This is a genomic window from Aeromicrobium sp. CTD01-1L150, from assembly GCF_041951745.1.
GTDB lineage: Bacteria > Actinomycetota > Actinomycetes > Propionibacteriales > Nocardioidaceae > Aeromicrobium.
In genome coordinates this window covers 3,942,609-3,959,732 of record NZ_CP169555.1, presented here as the reverse complement: position 1 = coordinate 3,959,732, position 17,124 = coordinate 3,942,609, and the positions used below count along the sequence as shown (strand labels likewise).

The 17,124-nt window shown below is 67.9% G+C and carries 15 protein-coding genes and 1 tRNA gene; 12 read left to right on the top strand and 4 right to left on the bottom strand.

Features of this window, described 5'->3' with window-relative positions; all coding sequences use genetic code 11:
* The first annotated feature begins 64 nt into the window (after positions 1-64).
* From ACEVFP_RS19605 to ACEVFP_RS19590, 4 genes are all read left to right on the top strand, one after another.
* On the top strand, positions 65-1,165 hold the full coding sequence (locus ACEVFP_RS19605) for an ABC transporter substrate-binding protein (RefSeq protein ID WP_375001207.1): 1,101 nt from the start codon (positions 65-67) through the stop codon (positions 1,163-1,165).
* Between the two features lie 105 nt (positions 1,166-1,270).
* The gene (locus ACEVFP_RS19600; RefSeq protein WP_375001206.1) at positions 1,271-1,939 is read left to right on the top strand and encodes a GntR family transcriptional regulator; all 669 of its coding nucleotides are present in this window, start codon (positions 1,271-1,273) and stop codon (positions 1,937-1,939) included.
* Positions 1,929-3,026 carry a 4-oxalomesaconate tautomerase gene (locus ACEVFP_RS19595; RefSeq protein WP_375001205.1) on the top strand — a complete coding sequence of 366 codons (1,098 nt, stop codon included), beginning with the start codon at positions 1,929-1,931 and terminating at the stop codon, positions 3,024-3,026. Before ACEVFP_RS19600 ends, ACEVFP_RS19595 begins: the two co-directional genes overlap by 11 nt.
* A 53-nt stretch (positions 3,027-3,079) precedes the next feature.
* Positions 3,080-4,195 carry an MFS transporter gene (locus ACEVFP_RS19590; RefSeq protein WP_375001204.1) on the top strand — a complete coding sequence of 372 codons (1,116 nt, stop codon included), beginning with the start codon at positions 3,080-3,082 and terminating at the stop codon, positions 4,193-4,195.
* A gap of 186 nt (positions 4,196-4,381) precedes the next feature.
* Here ACEVFP_RS19590 and ACEVFP_RS19585 read toward each other — a convergent pair whose 3' ends face one another.
* Positions 4,382-6,202: a phosphoenolpyruvate carboxykinase (GTP) gene (locus tag ACEVFP_RS19585; RefSeq protein WP_375001203.1), complete on the bottom strand. Its 1,821-nt coding sequence runs from the start codon at positions 6,200-6,202 to the stop codon at positions 4,382-4,384.
* Between the two features lie 233 nt (positions 6,203-6,435).
* Between ACEVFP_RS19585 and ACEVFP_RS19580 the strand changes: the two genes are divergently transcribed.
* From ACEVFP_RS19580 to ACEVFP_RS19555, 6 genes are all read left to right on the top strand, one after another.
* Positions 6,436-7,038 (top strand): GNAT family N-acetyltransferase, encoded by a 603-nt coding sequence (locus tag ACEVFP_RS19580; protein ID WP_375001202.1) that lies wholly within the window; start codon positions 6,436-6,438, stop codon positions 7,036-7,038.
* A 58-nt stretch (positions 7,039-7,096) separates the two neighbouring features.
* Positions 7,097-7,169: transfer RNA gene (locus ACEVFP_RS19575), tRNA-Arg, on the top strand.
* 172 nt (positions 7,170-7,341) lie between these two features.
* The gene (locus ACEVFP_RS19570; RefSeq protein WP_375001201.1) at positions 7,342-7,725 is read left to right on the top strand and encodes a hypothetical protein; all 384 of its coding nucleotides are present in this window, start codon (positions 7,342-7,344) and stop codon (positions 7,723-7,725) included.
* A 355-nt stretch (positions 7,726-8,080) separates the two neighbouring features.
* On the top strand, positions 8,081-8,545 hold the full coding sequence (locus tag ACEVFP_RS19565; protein WP_375001200.1) for a hypothetical protein: 465 nt from the start codon (positions 8,081-8,083) through the stop codon (positions 8,543-8,545).
* 371 nt (positions 8,546-8,916) lie between these two features.
* Positions 8,917-10,140: a leucine-rich repeat protein gene (locus ACEVFP_RS19560; RefSeq protein WP_375001199.1), complete on the top strand. Its 1,224-nt coding sequence runs from the start codon at positions 8,917-8,919 to the stop codon at positions 10,138-10,140.
* 128 nt (positions 10,141-10,268) lie between these two features.
* The gene (locus tag ACEVFP_RS19555) at positions 10,269-11,654 is read left to right on the top strand and encodes a leucine-rich repeat protein (protein WP_375001198.1); all 1,386 of its coding nucleotides are present in this window, start codon (positions 10,269-10,271) and stop codon (positions 11,652-11,654) included.
* A 35-nt stretch (positions 11,655-11,689) separates the two neighbouring features.
* On the opposite strand, the gene ACEVFP_RS19550 is transcribed toward ACEVFP_RS19555, so the two are convergent.
* Positions 11,690-13,135, bottom strand: coding sequence for a DNA integrity scanning protein DisA nucleotide-binding domain protein (locus ACEVFP_RS19550; protein WP_375001197.1), 1,446 nt, complete (start codon positions 13,133-13,135; stop codon positions 11,690-11,692).
* A 556-nt stretch (positions 13,136-13,691) separates the two neighbouring features.
* Positions 13,692-14,636, bottom strand: a complete 945-nt coding sequence (locus tag ACEVFP_RS19545; protein WP_375001196.1) for a bile acid:sodium symporter family protein — start codon at positions 14,634-14,636, stop codon at positions 13,692-13,694.
* Between the two features lie 99 nt (positions 14,637-14,735).
* Here ACEVFP_RS19545 and ACEVFP_RS19540 point away from each other — a divergent pair, with 99 nt between their 5' ends.
* Together ACEVFP_RS19540 and ACEVFP_RS19535 are read left to right on the top strand one after the other, a co-directional pair.
* Positions 14,736-15,464 carry a sulfite exporter TauE/SafE family protein gene (locus ACEVFP_RS19540; RefSeq protein ID WP_375001195.1) on the top strand — a complete coding sequence of 243 codons (729 nt, stop codon included), beginning with the start codon at positions 14,736-14,738 and terminating at the stop codon, positions 15,462-15,464.
* A 46-nt stretch (positions 15,465-15,510) separates the two neighbouring features.
* A complete protein-coding gene (locus ACEVFP_RS19535; protein ID WP_375001194.1) occupies positions 15,511-16,410 on the top strand; it encodes an SDR family oxidoreductase in 900 nt (299 codons plus the stop codon).
* A gap of 42 nt (positions 16,411-16,452) precedes the next feature.
* On the opposite strand, the gene ACEVFP_RS19530 is transcribed toward ACEVFP_RS19535, so the two are convergent.
* On the bottom strand, positions 16,453-17,094 hold the full coding sequence (locus ACEVFP_RS19530) for an amino acid-binding protein (protein WP_375001193.1): 642 nt from the start codon (positions 17,092-17,094) through the stop codon (positions 16,453-16,455).
* Positions 17,095-17,124: the final 30 nt, after the last annotated feature.

Genomic DNA, 17,124 nt, shown 5'->3' with positions numbered 1-17,124 from the left:
ACGTCCGCACCTGCTCCCGACCGCGGAGCTCCTCCACCCATTCCCCCAAGGAAAGGTCACCACGATGATCAGGAAGAACAAGCGTGTCACCGCCGTATTGGGTACGGCCGCCCTGATGCTGCTCGCAGCATGCGGCTCTGGAGGTTCGGACGGTCCAGACCTCGCTGAGGGCGAGGACCTGGTCCTGGATGGTGAGCTGATCGCCGACTCCGAGCTGCTCGAAGCGGCACAAGAGGAGGAGAGTGTCACCTTCTACACCGGCGGCAGCGAGCAGTCGGAGTCGGCGCTGGCTGAGCAGTTCACCGAGGACACCGGAATCGAGGTGGAGATCGTCCGGCTGCCTCCGAACCGGCTCACCGAGCGCATCCTCAGTGAGCAGGGAGCGGACCAGCTCGGCGCGGACGTCATGCGGACCTCTGGCGAGGACCTCACGGTCAGCATCGCGGAGTCCGGTGCTTTCGGTACCCATCGGCTCCCCGAGGGCTACGACATCGCGGAGGATCTCGTCTACGACGGTGGCGCTTACTACACCAGCATCATCAGGGCCTACTCGATCGCCTACAACGATCAGGTGCTCGCGGAGGAGGAAGCTCCCGCGGATTGGGAGGACTTGACCGACGACGATCTGCGAGGCCAGCTCGGCGTTGTGCAGGTCGCCGCCGGTGGCAGCACGGCCGCCCTGACCCGCTTCCAACTCGACCAGCTCGGCGAGGACTATCTTCATGACCTCGCCGCGCTCGACCCGCGGATCTTCGACTCCTCCGGTGGGTTGACTGATGCGATCGCCCGTGGCGAGGTTGCCGCCGGCCCGCTACCGATGGCGACCGCCTACAGCGCCCAGCAGGACGGCGCGCCGATCGCGATCACCACGCCGGAGGAGGGCGCCGCGGGCTACGCCTACTACCTCGGGCTCACAGCCGAGCCGGCCAACCCGAACGGGGCCCAAATCCTGGTCAACTGGCTGATGTCGTCGACGGGTCAGGCTGCATCGGCCGCTCTCGGCGACTATCCGGCCCGCGAGGACGCCCCGGCCCCGACGCTCGGCGACCTGGAGCTGCCCGGGACCGAGAGCGGCTTCCTCTTCACCTACAGCCCGGAGGAGACCCTCGGCAACGTCGAGGCGGATGAGCGGCTTTGGCGGGATATCTTCGGGTACACCGGCTAGAACGCGACCACGGTGTCAGGGTCAACAACGCCCGGCCCGGGACGCTCGATATGGAGGGCCATCTCGAGCGCACCAGGTGACGCCACAATCAGAGGGGCAGACTCGATGGCGGACGTTGACGGGACCGGGCGAGATGTCGCGGCCCGCATCAGGCAGGCGATCCTCGACGGAGATGTCGCTCCCAACCAACGGCTGATCGAGGCCGATCTGTGCGAGATGTTCTCGGCAAGCCGGGCGAGTGTTCGGGGAGCGCTCGTCGAGCTCGCCAACGAAGGCATCGTGGAACGGATCCGCAACCGAGGGGCGCGTGTGCGGGCTATCTCGTTCGCCGAGGCGTTGGAGATCTCCGAGGTCCGGCTCAAGCTTGAGGGTCTGTGCGCCCGTCGGGCGGCCGAGCGCGTGAGTGACGCCGAGGTGCAGGAGCTGCGGGGCATCGGAACACAGATGGAAGAGGCAGTTGCTTCCGGCGACCTGATGGCGTACTCAGCGCTGAACAAGCGGCTGCACGCTCGCATCGGCGAGATCGGTGGGCAGTCCACGGCGAACCAGATCATTGCGCGTCTGCGGGCTCAGATGGTGCGCCACCAGTACCGCCTGGCGATGGAGCCGGGCCGCGCCAACGTCTCTCTCGGCGAGCACCTGAGCATGATCGAGGCGGTCTGTGAGCGGGACCCGAAGAAGGCTGAGTCCGCGGCGCAGCGCCACCTGGAAAGCGTGATGCGCAGCCTGGAGGACGCTGCCCAGAGGCTGGGGGCGGTTCCGGATGAGTTCTGAGTGGAGCAGCGAGGGGGGCAAGCCGAGCAATGGAGGAGGAGTCCGTTGCATGCTCATGCGAGGGGGATCGTCCAAAGGGGTCTACATGCTCGCGGATGACCTGCCCGGTGACGTGTCGGAGCGCGACGATCTGCTGTTGAGGCTTATGGGCTCTCCCGACGAGCGCCAGATCGACGGGCTCGGCGGTGCGCACCCGCTGACGAGCAAAGTCGCCGTAGTGGGACCGTCGAGCCGCGACGACGCCGACGTTGACTACCTTTTCCTGCAGGTTTTCGTGGATGAGCCGTTGGTCTCGGATCGACAGAACTGCGGCAACCTGCTCGCCGGCGTTGGTCCGTTCGCGATCGAGCGCGCGCTCGTGCCGGCTGGCGAGGACACGACCGCCGTACGGATCCACATGGTCAACACCGGCGAGCTTTCGATCTCCACCGTCAGCACCCCAGGAAGGCAGGTCGAGTACGCCGGCGACACGGTGATTGCGGGTGTCCCCGGCGCTGCGGCCCCGGTGGTCATCGACTTCCCGTCGCGGGAGGGGATGCTGTTTCCGACCGGCTGCGTCGCCAACTCTTTCGACGGTGTCGACGCCACCTGTGTCGACGACGGGATGCCTGTAGTGGTGCTGCGTGCAGCGGACCTCGGTGTCACCGGGAACGAGTCGTGCGAGGAGCTGGAGTCAAATGTGTCCCTGCGTGACCGGCTGGAGAGGATCCGGCTCGGCGCGGGGCGCGCGATGGGTCTCGGAGACGTCTCCAAGGCGACCGTCCCCAAGCTGAGCCTGGTATCGGCGCCGATGCACGGGGGGTCGATCTCCACCCGGACCTTCATCCCCCGTCGGTGCCACACGTCTATCGGGGTACTCGCCGGTGCCAGCGTCGCAGCCGCGTGCGTTGTGCCGGGGACGGTCGCTCACGACCTGGCCGAACTCGCCGGTGCCTCGCATAGCATCGAGCACCCTACCGGGCGCCTCGATGTCGAGGTGGAGGTGGAGGTGGTCGATGGTGACTGGGTCGCCACCAGGACCGCAGTGATCCGCACCACCCGCAAGCTGCTCGACGGGACGGCCTTCGCGGGGCCGACCCGCACGTGAGGGCGCCTGCCGACAGGATCCGGCTCGCGGCCATACTCGTTCATGCCGCGCTCGTGCAGGTTCTCACCTTCGCGGTGCGCCCCAACCTGTCCTACGCGGTCCTCGACGCCGGTGGGTCGGTTGCCCTCGTCGGTGCGGTGGCCGCGGCCTTCGCCCTCCCCGCCCTGCTGGTCGCCCTGCCGACGGGACACGCGGTCGACCGGGTCGGGGAGCGTCCTGCTCTGGTGGTGGGCTCGGTGGCCCTGCTCGGAGCGTGCCTGCTCGCCGTGCTCGCGAAGGATTCCATCCTCCTACTCGTCGTCGCGACGGTCATCATCGGCTGCGGCCATCTGCTGTCTGTGGTCGGAGACCAGGCGCTGATCGCCAACCTGTCGACCAATCGCAGCCTGGAGTCGCGCTTCGGTCTGTACGCCTTCGCAGCCTCGGTCGGTCAGGTAGTGGGCCCCTTGGTGCTGGCGTTACCCGGGGGCGACGCCGCGACCCCGCCGATCGCCGCAGTGTTCGGTGTCTGCGCCGCCGTCTCGGCAGTTCTTCTGCTCCTGTCGGTCGCGCTCGCAAGCTCTGACGCCCGGGCTGAGTCGATACGGGCGAGCCTGCGCTCGGCCACCGGCTCCCTCTTGCGGTTGCCTGGCATTCCCCGTGCGATTCTCGCCAGCTCGCTCGTGCTGACGTCGATCGACTTGTTCTTGGCCTATCTGCCGGCACTCGGTCAGGAGCGGGGCTTTGGGACCGCAGTCGTCAGCGCGATGCTCGTGGTCCGGTCGTTGACGTCGATGCTGTCGAGACTGTTCATCGTGCAGCTGATCAGTATTGCCGGCCGCCGACGGCTGCTGGTCATGACCCTGGCGATCTCCGCTGTCACACTGCTGCTGATGCCGTTCCCTCTGCCGGTGTCGGCGTTTCTGGTCCTCTCGGCGTTGTACGGCTTCGTCATCGGGACGTGCCAACCTATCACGATGGCGTGGGTCTCGGAGCTGGCGCCATCCGGGATGCGTGGACTGGCGATGTCGCTGCGGGTGGCGGGAAACCGGGTCGGTCAGACGGCCGTGCCTGTCGCGCTCGGACCGTTTGCAGTACTGGGCGGCGCAGGCGGCGTCCTGGCGATCACCGGTGGTGCGCTGCTCGTCGCAGCGTGGGCTAGTCGCGGCATCGGGCGCACGGACACGTGACCCGCGGCATCGAATGGGAGCCGGAGACTGCCTCAAGGCGCTCTCGTTCGGTGCTGTGATAGTTGCCGTCGACGGCATCGCCGCCGGGCTGCGCAACACCGGCTGACGCCCCAGATTCGTGTGCCTCTGCACCCAACCAGACGCCGGTTGGGGGCAGAGGCTCACACATCGGGAAGACGTGGCGGGTCAGCCCTCCAGGCGGGCCTTGAGCGCGTCGAGCTCGGTCCACAGGACCGCCGGCAGCGTGTCGCCGAACTTCTCGAACCACTCGTTGATCTGCGGGACCTCGGCCTGCCACTCCTCGACGTCGACGGCGAGGGCCTGGGCCAGCTGCTCGTCGCTGAGGTCCAGACCGTCGGTGTCGATGGCCTCGGGCGACGGGACGAGTCCGATGGGGGTCTCGTTGGCCTCGACCTTGCCGCCCACGCGGTCGATGACGTACTTCAGGATCCGGCTGTTCTCACCGAAGCCGGGCCACAGGAAGCCACCGTCGTCGTCGCGACGGAACCAGTTGACGTAGAAGACCTTGGGGAACTTGGACTCGTCGTTGTTCTTGGCCATCGAGATCCAGTGCCCGAAGTAGTCGCCGGCGTCGTAGCCGATGAACGGAAGCATGGCCATCGGGTCGCGACGCACCACGCCGACGGCGCCGGTGGCCGCGGCCGTGGTCTCCGAGCTGAGGGTGGCGCCCATGAAGGTGCCATGGGTCCAGTCGCGGGCCTCGGTGACCAGCGGGATGGTCGTCTTGCGGCGCCCGCCGAACAAGATGGCGTCGAGGGGGACGCCTTGGGGGTCGTCGTACTCCGGGGCCAGCGTCGGGCACTGCTTGATGGGGGTGCAGAAGCGGCTGTTGGGGTGGCTGGACAGCTCCCCGCTCTCCGGCGTCCAGTCACGGCCCTTCCAGTCGGTCAGGTGCGCGGGCGGCTCGTCGGTCATGCCCTCCCACCACACATCGCCGTCGTCGGTGAGCGCGACGTTGGTGAAGACGCTGTTGCCGCGCTCGATGGTGCGCATCGCGTTGGCGTTGGTGTTCCAGCCGGTGCCGGGTGCGACGCCGAACAGGCCGAACTCGGGGTTGACGGCGTAGAGGCGGCCGTCGGCGCCGACACGGATCCAGGCGATGTCGTCGCCGATCGTCTCGACCTTCCAGCCGGGAATGGTCGGCTCCACCATGGCGAGGTTGGTCTTGCCGCACGCCGACGGGAAGCCGGCGGCGATGTACTTGACCTCGCCCTCAGGGCTGGTGAGCTTGAGGATCAGCATGTGCTCGGCCATCCAGCCCTCGTCGCGGCCCATCGCCGAGGCGATGCGCAGCGAGTAGCACTTCTTGCCCAGCAGCGCGTTGCCGCCGTAGCCGGAGCCGAAGCTCCAGATCATCCGCTCCTCGGGGAACTGCACGATGTACTTCGTGTCGTTGCACGGCCACGGGACGTCGGCCTGGCCCGGCTCGAGCGGGGCGCCGATGGAGTGCAGCGCGGGCACGTAGTCGGCCTCAAGCTCCTCGATGCGCTCACGGACGGCGTTGCCGACGCGAGCCATCACCGTCATGGAGACGACGACGTACGGGGAGTCGGTGATCTCGACGCCGAACATCGGGTGCTCCGAATCCAGGTGACCCATGACGAAGGGGATGACGTACATCGTCCGTCCCGCCATCGACCCCCGGTACAGATCGGTCATGATCTGCTTCATCTCATCGGGCGCCATCCAGTTGTTCGTCGGGCCGGAGTCCGCCTCACGGACGCTGCAGATGTAGGTGCGGTCCTCCACCCGTGCGACGTCGGACGGGTCCGAGGCGCACCAGAAGGAGTTGGGCTTCTTGGCCTCGTCCAGACGGACGAAGGTGCCGGCCTCCACCAGCTCGTCGGTGAGCCTCGTCCACTCCTCGTCGGTGCCCTCCACCCAATGGATGGCGGCGGGGGTGGTGAGGGCAGCTACCTCGTCGACCCAGGCCTGCAGCCTGGTGTGCGTCGAGCGGTAGGTCGAGCTGGTGGCGTCAAGCGTCATGAGTGTCCTTCGCGCATCGCGGGCTCTGCGTCCTGGGGCGCATCAGCCCGCACTCCCCGGAATCCTGCGTCCTCCGGGCAGCTGATGGTGGATGGGAAAAACCGCCCGGACAGAGCCGGACGGACCTGACGAGGGTAAGGGCAGATGATCGGTGCGCGGGAGGCCCGAGCGGGTGCGATGGGTCACACAAGTGTCAGCAGGCGGTGGGATGCTGTGCCCATGAGGTGGGAGTCGTGACGTGGCAGACACACCCGGTGACGCCGGAACGGTTCGACGACTTTGCCGACGTCGTCAACCCCAACCGACGCGCCAACCACTGCTGGTGCCTGGCGCACCGCCTGCCGGCTCGCCAGATCGAGGAGCTGGGCGAGGGCAGTCGTGAGCAGGCGATGCGGAGCCTGTGCGCCACGGGGACGTCGGGCTCCGGGCGGCATGCACCCGGCGTCGTCACCTACCGTGACGGCGAGCCGGTCGGCTGGTGCAGCATCAGCCCACGCACCGAGATCCCACGGTTGCAGAGCAGCAAGCTCATCCGTGCGATCGATGACATCGCGGTCTGGACCATCATCTGCGTCGTGGTTCGCGGCGGACGGCGACGCCAGGGAGTCACCACGGCGATGCTTGAGGGCGCGGTGGAGTACGCGGCCTCGCAGGGCGCCCCGGCCGTGGAGGCCCATCCGGTGGACCCGGACGGGCGGATGGACCTGACCATGGCCTTCGTCGGCACACGCTCGATGTTCGAGAAGGTCGGCTTCGAGGTCGTGGGTCAGACTGACGCCGTGGCCTCCAAGATGCCGCGCCTGGTGATGCGCCGGACGTTGAGCGACGTGGGCTGAGGCCGATTTCGTCGCCGCGTCGTCGTCACGCTATGATCGTCCCTGCCCTTCGGGGCGTGCGCCCGTAGCTCAACGGATAGAGCATCTGACTACGGATCAGAAGGTTTGGGGTTCGAATCCCTACGGGCGCGCAGACGAGAAGCCTCTGACCAGCGGAAACGCCGGATCAGGGGCTTCTTCTGTGTGAGCAGAACCCCCCACTGGACCACGACGAGGTCCCCACGACTGCGTTCAACGTCCCGGTTGTGGGGGTCTCGCCTGTGCAAGGGTGACTGCGTGACACATTCGCTGCTGGCTCACTTCATGAGCAGGACCGAAGAGGTCTCCGACGTCTCCAGCATCGACCATGACCCGGACACCGGCATCTACACGCTCACCCCTCGCCGAGAGGGCGCGTTGGGTGTCTACATCGGTGTGGATGAGGGCGAACCCGACGCCCTGCTCAGTTTCGACGCCGACTGGGCGTGGATCGACGACGCGAACCGCGAGCAGGTCGACGAGGTCTTGGACGCCGCTATCGACGGCCGGGTACGTGTCCTGTTCGGCCCCGGGCGTTACGCCATACAGCGGCGGACCACCGACACGTTCGAGGAGATGGGGGTGTGCTGGGAGAGCCCGCTGCTCCTACCTCGTCCGGGCTGGAGGAAGCGAGCGCGCGTGGTCGAGTACTTGCCTTACCGGCAGTGATGAACCCTTACGGGATCTCTCACAGACGGCGCGTGACCAGACTGGACCAGCGAGCATGCCGAGGAGTGTGTTGCCCTGCGATTCCAGAACTGCGGGACACGAGCCGATACAGGCTGACATGGGTCTGAAGTGCCTACGGATCAGAAGGTTTGGGGTTCGAATCCCTAGGACGCGCCGACGGGAAGCCTCTGACCAGCGGAAACGCGATCAGGGGCTTCTTTCGTTTGAACACACGGGAAAGCGATAGGAAAGCGGCGGCGAAGCGGACGCATCCAGTGTGGGGGTGTCCGAAAGAGTGGCGGTTGAGACCGGGCCAGCCGTCGCCGATGCAGTTCAGCTCGGTACAGGAGGAAACATGCTCCACCGCACGACGCGATCGCTGACGGTCGCTGCTGTCGCAACCGTCGGTCTGGCCGTATCTGCCGCCACCGCTAGTGCTGGCACCGTGACTGCCGCCCCCAAGCCTCTGGGCACGTGGGAAGCGCACTACGACCAGTGGGACGACCCCGACGACAAGGGTGGCGTCAGCATCTCGGAGTCGACGACCAAGCTGGAGACCGGCGAGTACGTTTCTGCGTCATTCCAGGCCTATGGAGAGATCCTGAAGATCAATGACAGGCATTCCAATGGTCGTCCTGCGATCGCCAGGCTCACGATCGGAAGTGGCGGTCCCGCCGTCTACTACGGGAACGGCGACGGCACCTCCAGGACGCTGAACCTGTCCTTCGCCGAAGGCCAGCGCGTGTACCTGCAGGTGTGCACATCGGACTCGCCGAACGCCGAGTGCACTCAGAACGCGTGGAAGCCGGGAACCACCTGAGCTGTCCTGCACTGGACTGGCCCATGGGCTTCGGCACCTGAGGCATGCACGCCCAACGGGCCGCTCGGTCGTTCTCGAGCGGCCCGTTTCCACGTCCGGAGCTGAGCAGCGTGTCGCCACCTGGCGACATCCTGTGAGCTCAGGGGGTCGGGTCCACGGTGATCAAGTTCTGCCTAAACTAATGGATAAAAACGCATTGACAGCATTAGTTGATGCTGGCATCGTCGCTCGGCATGGCGGCGTGCGTACGCTGCGGAACCGAAAGGCTGACTTCGATGCACCGAGATCCTCGAGCTCGTCCTGGCGCTTCCCGAGCTCTCCACCGGATCGCCTGTGGCGCCCTGGCCGCCGTGCTGACGGCCGGTGGGGTGATGGCGACGACCCTGGCGGCCCACGCCGACGAGGTCGAGGACACCATCGACGGCATCACCTACGTGGCCGATGACGAGGACCTCGCGGGCGGCGCGACGGTCGCCGAGTTCGACGAGGAGCAGTCACCCACCACCGACATCGAGATTCCCGGCGAGGTCGAGATCGACGGTGAGACCTACCGGGTCACCAGCATCGCTCCGTGGACCTTTGCGGACACCAACGTGACGTCGGTGACCTTCAACGGTGCGATCGGCACCATCGGCGAGAGCGCCTTCAGCAGGACTGAGCTGGCCGAGGTGGCCTTTCCCGACGTCGTCGGCACCATCGGCCAGAGTGCATTCCAGGACAACCAGCTGACTGAGGTGACCTTTCCCGGAACAGTTCACCGCGTCGGCAGCTCCGCCTTCGCCGACGGCGAGGTGGCCGATGTGACGTTCAGAGGCGCCGTCGGCGACATCGGGCGCGATGCCTTCACCAGGGGTCCCTTGAGCGAGGTGACGTTCCCCGAGAGCGTCGGCGACATCGGTCCGGCAGCGTTCGGCCAGGGCCAGCTGAGCGAGGTGACGTTCCCAGGCGATGTCGGCGACATCGGAAACAGTGCCTTCGCCAACAACGAACTGACCAAGCTGACCTTCGCAGGGAACGTCACAAACATCGACGACGCGGCCTTCCGTAGCAACGGCGAGCTGACCGAGGTGACCTTCCCCGAGAGTGTGGGCGACATCGGTGACAGCGCCTTCGCGCACAACAACCTGTACAAGGTGAGCTTCGGAGGGACAGTCGGCGACATCGGGCGCAACGCATTCGCCGAGAACAACCTGCGTGACGTGAACTTCCAGGACGCCCCGCCCACGGACGTCGTCCCTGCCGGTGAGCACGGCTCCTTCGGCCCCATCCAGGACGTGACGGTCTCGTATGGCTGTGGCTTCGACGAGGCCCTCTACGAGGGCGGGTTCACCGCACCGATCTGGGCAGGTTACGGCTCGGAGGTGACGGGTGCGCCGTTCAGGGTGTCCTACGACCTCAGGGGAATCGGTGGGTCGATCCGTGACGGGATCGTTGAATGCGCTCGATCAGTCACCGAACCTGGCGAGCCGACCGAGCCCGGATGGGAGTTCACCGGTTGGTATGTCGACGAGCAGCTGACCGAGGAGTACGACTTCGACGATCCGGTCTCCGAGGACCTGACCCTCTACGCCGGGTGGGAGTCCGCTCCCCAGTAGGGCAACCTCGGCGGCCCGAAGAACGAACGAACACGAACGATTTTCTCGCGATCGAGACTACTGAACACCCGTCGAAAGAGTCGCGTGCGCAGCGCAGGCTGCGTGCGTGAACCGAGAGGATGGCACCGATGCGCCGAGACCCCGGAATCCCCGCTGACCTTCGTCGCGCGCTCCGCCCACCGACCCGTGTCGTGCTGGCATGTGTGCTGGCTCTCGGTGGAATGCTGGTGACGTCGGCGCCGGCTCATGCAGAGGACCCCGAGGTCACGATCGACGGCATCACGTACGTCCTCGACGCCCGGGGGCCGGACGCGAGCGCGACGGTGAGTGCCTATGACCCGGAGGACTCACCCACCACCGACATCGTGATTCTCGATGAGGTCGAGATCGATGGAAGCTCACGTCCGGTCCATGGCGTCGCCCAGGAGGTCTTCAAGGATTCCGGTCTGACGTCGGTGACGTTCGACGGCCCGATCAGCACGATCGGCAAGGATGCCTTCTCCTACAACAGGTGGCTGAAGCGCGTGTACTTCAGCGGGGCGGTCGGGACCATCGATGACTGGGCGTTCAGCAGCACCGGTCTCACGGAGATGACCTTTCCCGACGTTGTCGACACCATCGGCGAGGGCGCCTTCCAGGGCAGCCACCTGACCGAGGTGACGTTCCCCGGGACGGTTCGCAGCATCGGTGCCGAAGCGTTCACCATGGGCAGGGTGGCCGAGGTGACGTTCACCGGCGCCGTCGGCGACATCGGGAGCAATGCCTTCGGCCGCAGCCGCTTGACCGAGGTGACCTTTCCCGACTCGGTCGGTGACATCGGCAGCGGCGCGTTCAGTGAGAATGAGCTGAGCGGGGTGACCTTCGCCGGGACCGTCGGTGACATCGGCAGCGGCGCGTTCAGTGAGAACGAGCTCACCGAGGTGACCTTCGACGGGAGCGTCGGGAACCTCGGCCGCGCAACCTTCTGGAGCAACGAGCTCACCGAGGTGACCTTTCCCGACTCGGTCGGTGACATCGACGACAGCGCCTTCACCTCCAACGACCTCACGGAGGTGACCTTCGGCGACACTGCCGGTGATATCGGCCCCTCGGCCTTCAACACGGACAGACTGCGCGACGTGGTGTTCCAGGGAGCCCCACCCACGGACGTCGTCCCGGCCGGCGAGGACGGCTCCTTCGGCCCCGTCCAGGCTCCGACGGTGTGGTATCCCTGCGCGTTCGACGAGGCCCTGCACGAGGGCGGGTTCACCGCACCGATCTGGGCAGGTTACGGCTCGGAGGTCACGGGTGCGCCCTTCACGGTCTCCTTCGACCTCGGGGGACTCGGTGAGCCGATCGACGACAGGACCGTCGAATGCGCTGGATCATTTGGCGAGCCCGCCCCGCCGTCCGAGCAAGGGTGGGAGTTCACTGGCTGGTACGCCGACGAGCAGCTGACCGAGGAGTACGACTTCGATGATCCGGTCACGGAGGACATCACCCTGTACGCCGGGTGGGAGCCCGTCACGCCATAGACCGAGATCGTCGCGACGACCCGGTACCCGACTGGTCAGGCCCGGTCGGCTGGACCGGGCACGAGGTCGATCATCCCGTCCTCGCTGACCACCACGATGAGTGCGTCGTCGCCGTGTCCCTCGTGGTAGCGGATGGCGGAGTTGTAGCGGGCGCCGCGGCCCGGGTCGCCGGCCTCGTTGGCGACGCCGTCGAGGATGACGCCGATCGCGTGGCAACGTCCGGCCGGGTCCAGCAACACGGCACCGTCGATACCGGTGATCGCCTCGACGGCTCGTGGTCCCAGCACCTCGGCCTCCACCAGCTGGGCCTGCGCCGCAAGCCGTCGCGCCTCCGCCTCGGCGTGCGGGTGGAAGACCAGGATCGTGCCGCCCTCGGTCCGCGAGGCGGTCTCCGTCAGGTCCCACAGCGCGCGGGCATCGCGCGTCGACACGTGCGGGAGCACCTGCTCGACGGCAGCGTGGAAGGTCTCGGGCGACAGCGGGAGGTCCGGGAAGAGTGGCCGGGTGTTGGTGACGCGCAGCAGCGGTGCCGACCGGTGACTGAGCTGCCACTCGCCGCGACCGAGGACGTCGAGCTCGAAGATCGACTCGCTCGGATCGTGGTCGGCGACTGCCTGCGGGGAACCGATCGGCTCGTGGAAGCGGTCGCGACGACGCACGACCCCCAGCCCGGTGAGGTTGGTGCCGTCGCAGACGAGCGACAGGACCTCGCTGGTGACCTCCAGTGCCTTGCGGAAGCGACGCGTGCTGCTGACCGGGATGGGCTCGACGAAGCGGATCCGCATGTCCACCTCCGGGTGCTCCGGCAGCGCGAGCACCACCCGTCCGAACCCGGCCCGGCCCTCGTACGGCTGCGCGGCCACGGCATCCATGGCGTGGTGCAGCGTGGATCGACGTTCCAAGCCCACCAAGGCTGCGGCGCTGTCGGTCAGACGAGCTGCCGCGCGTCGGATCGTCTCGTCGATCAGTGCGGCGTCGACGCGGACCCCGAAGTCGACGGGCGTCTCCTGGGAGCGCAGGGCCAAGGTGGCCTCCGCGAGCAGCTGGCTGGCGAGTGCGTCCTGGAAGGAGGACGCCACCTCCCGGCCGGCCGCCGACGAGCTGCGCAGCGACGGCTTGGCCTGCCATGGCCCGCGCGGGAACACCAGCACTGGACGGACCGAGTACCGGCCGTCGATCCTGCCCGCCTCGCCGACGCGCACGACGCCTGATGGTTCCGGGGTCGCCTCCTGGATCGCCTGACGCGCAGCGCGTGCGAAACCTTGCTCGTCATCGGGTCCGACGTCGATGTCGGCGAGGTCCTGCGCGGCGGGGTCGGTGGCGGGCTCCACAGCAACGGATCCGTCCTCGGCCGTTCCGACCAGCAGTGCGCGGGCGCGCAGGGCCGACCCGGCGGTGGCGTAGAGAATCCCGGCCGCTTCCTCGAGCCCCTGCCGGAACCGGCGCTGATGGTCCCACAGTGGGGTGCCGATCGTCTCCACATGTCGACCCTAGGACATGGCGCCGGAGGCCGGGCCATCCTGACGCGGTATGGCGAGGGCCAGCTCGAGGCCCCGAGCGTGGGGTCGAGCGTGGCTCTCCGCGTGAGGCGATTCGGACAGGTCGGATCTGCGGGACGTCGACGGGCACCCTGAGTCGAGTTGTCCCCAGGTTCGGACCCGACGGCATCCCCGAACTCGTGCCACCCGCATCCCTGGCCCCCAGACGCAGACCCCGCCGACACCGAAGGGTTCCAGTGACCGCGGGAGTTCTGCCCAGTCGCGGTACGCGGTGGTTTCGCTCCGTCGCGGCTACGCCCATGGTGCGACGGCTCCATGACCGCTCGCAGAGCTCGCATCGTACTCAACCACCGAGGCTTGGCCTGGGAGGCTGCTCAACCACCGAGGAGAGGTAGCGGAGGTCTCGCGCTCCGCAAGATCCTCGGTGGCCGAGTGCCACGCAGCGTCCTGGTGGCCGAGTGTGACGAGAGAGCCCTCCTGGACGGAGCGCTCCCGGAGGTCGCGACGGTGTAGGGATCGGTGCCCAGCTGCCTCGCCATCAGCTGGCGTCGGCGTCCTCGGGGACCGTGCGGCGAGACCACCATCCAGCCAGCAACGAGCCGGACACGTTGTGCCACACCGAGAACAGCGCCGCCGGCAGCGCGGCCGCCGGGCTGAAGTGGATGGCCGCCAGGCCCGCCGCCAACCCGGAGTTCTGCATCCCGATCTCGATCGAGACGGCGCGGCGAACGGTCTCATCCATCCCGGCGGCCCTCGCCGCGAGATAGCCGAGCAGCAGCCCGAACCCGTTGTGCAGCACCACCACGACCGCCACGAGCAGACCGGCCGAGAGCACCGTGTCCGCGCTGCCCGCCACGACCGCCAGCACCACGAGCGTGATGCCGACGACCGAGACGAGCGGCATGACGTCCAGGAGCCGCTCCACGACGCGGGGCAGCAGCAGCCGCAGCATGACACCGAGGGCGATCGGCACCAGGACGATCTGCGCGATGGATACCAGCAGTCCGCGGGTGTCCACGGGCAGGTAGTCGCCCGCCAGCCACAGCACCACCAATGGCGTCAGCAGTGGCGCCAGGAGGGTGGAGACCGTCGTCATCGAGACCGAGAGCGCGGTGTCGCCCTTGGCGAGGTAGACCATGACGTTGGAGGCCGTCCCGCCCGGCGCGGCACCCACCAGGATCACGCCGACGGCCAGCGCCGGGGAGAGGTCGAAGGTCTTGGCCAGGGCGAAGCCGATCAGCGGCATGATGAGGAACTGCGCGACGACGCCGAGCGCGAGCGGCAGCGGTCGCGTCGCCACGGTGGCGAAGTCCGACGGCTTGAGCGTCAGTCCCATCCCGAGCATGATCGTCGCGAGCAGCCACGGCACCGCAGGAGCCAGCTCGATGAACGGGTCGGGCTGCCACACGGCGACCGCTCCCGCGGCGAGGACGATGAGAGGGAACCAGGTGCCGGCCTTCCTGCCGAGTGCGCGCACGTCCATCTGATCACCGTAGGGCCGCGATCCTTGCCGCGAGCCGGTGACCCTCCGGGGGATGTGGCCGGATCCCGGTGCCCGCACGGGCCCTGCGAGTCTGTACCCGTGGGAGGACTCGAGGTCGTGGCGCTCGCCGTGATCGCTCTCGCGTTGCTCACCGGCTCGATCGTGCAGTCGGCGGTCGGTATCGGGCTCGGCCTCGTCGCGGCCCCTTTCATCACGCTGGTCGCACCGGAGCTGATGCCCGGAACGATGCTCCTGCTCGCCTCGGCGTTCCCGTTCGTGACCCTCGCTCGCGAACGCGCCGACATCGACTGGTGGGGCCTGAGCTGGAGCATTCCTGCGCGTCTGACCGGAACCGTCCTCGGTGTGTGGGTCGTCGTCAACGTCGGGACCCGCGGCCTGGGTATCGGGGTGGCGATCATCGTCCTGGTTGCCGTCCTGCTCACTGCGCGCACAGTCGTGCTGCCGATCACGCGTCGAACGCTCGGCGTGGCCGGATTCATCGGTGGCGTCACCGGCACGGCGAGCTCGATCGGCGGTCCGCCGTTCGCGTTGCTGTACCAGCACCGGCCTGCCCGGCAGATCCGGACGACGCTGGCCGTGTACTTCCTGCTCGGATCGGTGATCAGCCTGATCGGCCTTGCCGTGAGCGGTCACCTGCACCAGAACCAGATCGTCGCGGCCGGTGCGCTGCTGCCGGTGCTGCTGCTCGGTTCGCTGCTCAGCGGCCCGGTCAAACGGGCGCTGCGCCCGGAGGCCATCCGACCGGCCGTGCTCGTGATCTCAGGTGCCTCTGCCGTCCTCCTGCTCGTGCGCTCCCTGCTCGGCTGAGCTGCCGCCGTTCGACAATTCAGATACCGACGGTATCTTGAGTTGTATGACTCGACGGTTCGACGGCAAGGTCCTGCTCATCACCGGCGCGGCGCGCGGCATCGGGGCCGGGGTCGCACGCGGCTACGTCGCCCGTGGCGGGAAGGTGGCGCTGCTCGGGCTGGAGCCCGACCTCTTGCAGGAGCTCAGCGATGATCTGGGTGATGCTGCCGAGTGGTGGACCGCCGACGTCCGCGACGCACGTCAGGTCACGGCGGCCATCGACGCCGCGGCCTCACACTTCGGCCGCCTGGACGACGTCCTGGCCAACGCCGGGATCGCCTCCTACGGCACGGTGCGACAGATCGACGACCCGTCGTTCACGCGCGTCGTCGACATCAACGTCAACGGCGTGTACCGCACGCTGCATGCCGCCATCCCGCACCTGGAGCAGACCAACGGCTATGCGCTCGTGGTGGCGTCACTGGCCTCGTTCACAACGCTCGCGGGCCTGGCCTCCTACAACGCGAGCAAGGCGGGGGCGGAGTCGTTGGCGCTGGCCACCAAGCAGGAGGTCGCCCATCTCGGCGTCGGCGTGGGTGTGTGCCACCCGTCCTGGAGCGACACCGACATCGTGCGCGGTGCCGAGGAGGACCTCCCGACGTTCCGCGCGATCCGCGGCAAGCTCCCGTACCCGGCCAACTCCACCACGACGCTGGATGAGTGTGTGGAGGCCATCCTCGACGGCATCGCCCGGCGGCGGGGGCGCGTCTACGTCCCCAAGGGCGTCGTGCTGGCCAACGTGCTCAAGGCGGTCGTCAACGGCCCCGTCGGCTGGAGGGTCATGCGTCGCCAGCTCAAGCGGCACGTCCCCGAGCTGGAGCGAGAGGTCGACGCGCTGGGACGCTTCCAGCACGCCCACACCCCCCTCACCGACGCCAAGCCCACCCCCGACCCACAGGTCTGAGTGCCTACTCCGACGCAGTGAGCGCACCGGTCGCGGCGCGACTCAGGTCTGCACGGAGGCGGCGAGGCTCGCGATGTGGCCCAGCCGGGCGAGCTCGGAGGCCAGGAAGTCCGGGCCACCGTGCCGTCCGAGCACCACGACGAACTCCCGTCCCTCGCGGTCCTTCGCCTGCGTCCCGGCCAGGACCGTGGAGTCCCAACCCGTGACGGCATCCAGGGTGCGCGGCGAATCGAGCGCGCGCCACGTGGCCGCATCGTCGGGAAGCACGGGCGCGTTGCGGGTCCCGTGCAGCATCACCGGGCGACCGTCCTCGTGGCTCAGGGCCAGCGCCCAGTCCACGCGGAACGTGTCCGGCAGGACGTCGATGAGGCGCTCGAGCGCCTCATCGGGCTCGGCGGCGAAGGCCTCGACCGCCTCGAGGTCGAGCCGCAGGTTGGCGCCCGCGTTGTAGCGGGAGATCCAGTGAACGCTCACGCCCTCCAGCTCGTGGCAGGCGGTGACGAGCGCATCCGGCAGGACCTGCCCGGGCAGCTCGAGCAGCACGTCGTCGACGGCGACGCCGTCGGCACGGTGCTCGACGATCTCGATGGCCTCGATGTCCGCTCCGGCCGAACCGAGCGCCGTCGCCAACGACCCCAACGAACCGGGGACGTCCGGCAGCTCGACGCGCAGCAGGAAGGCCATGGGACAAGTGCACCACATGCATGTTTCGGT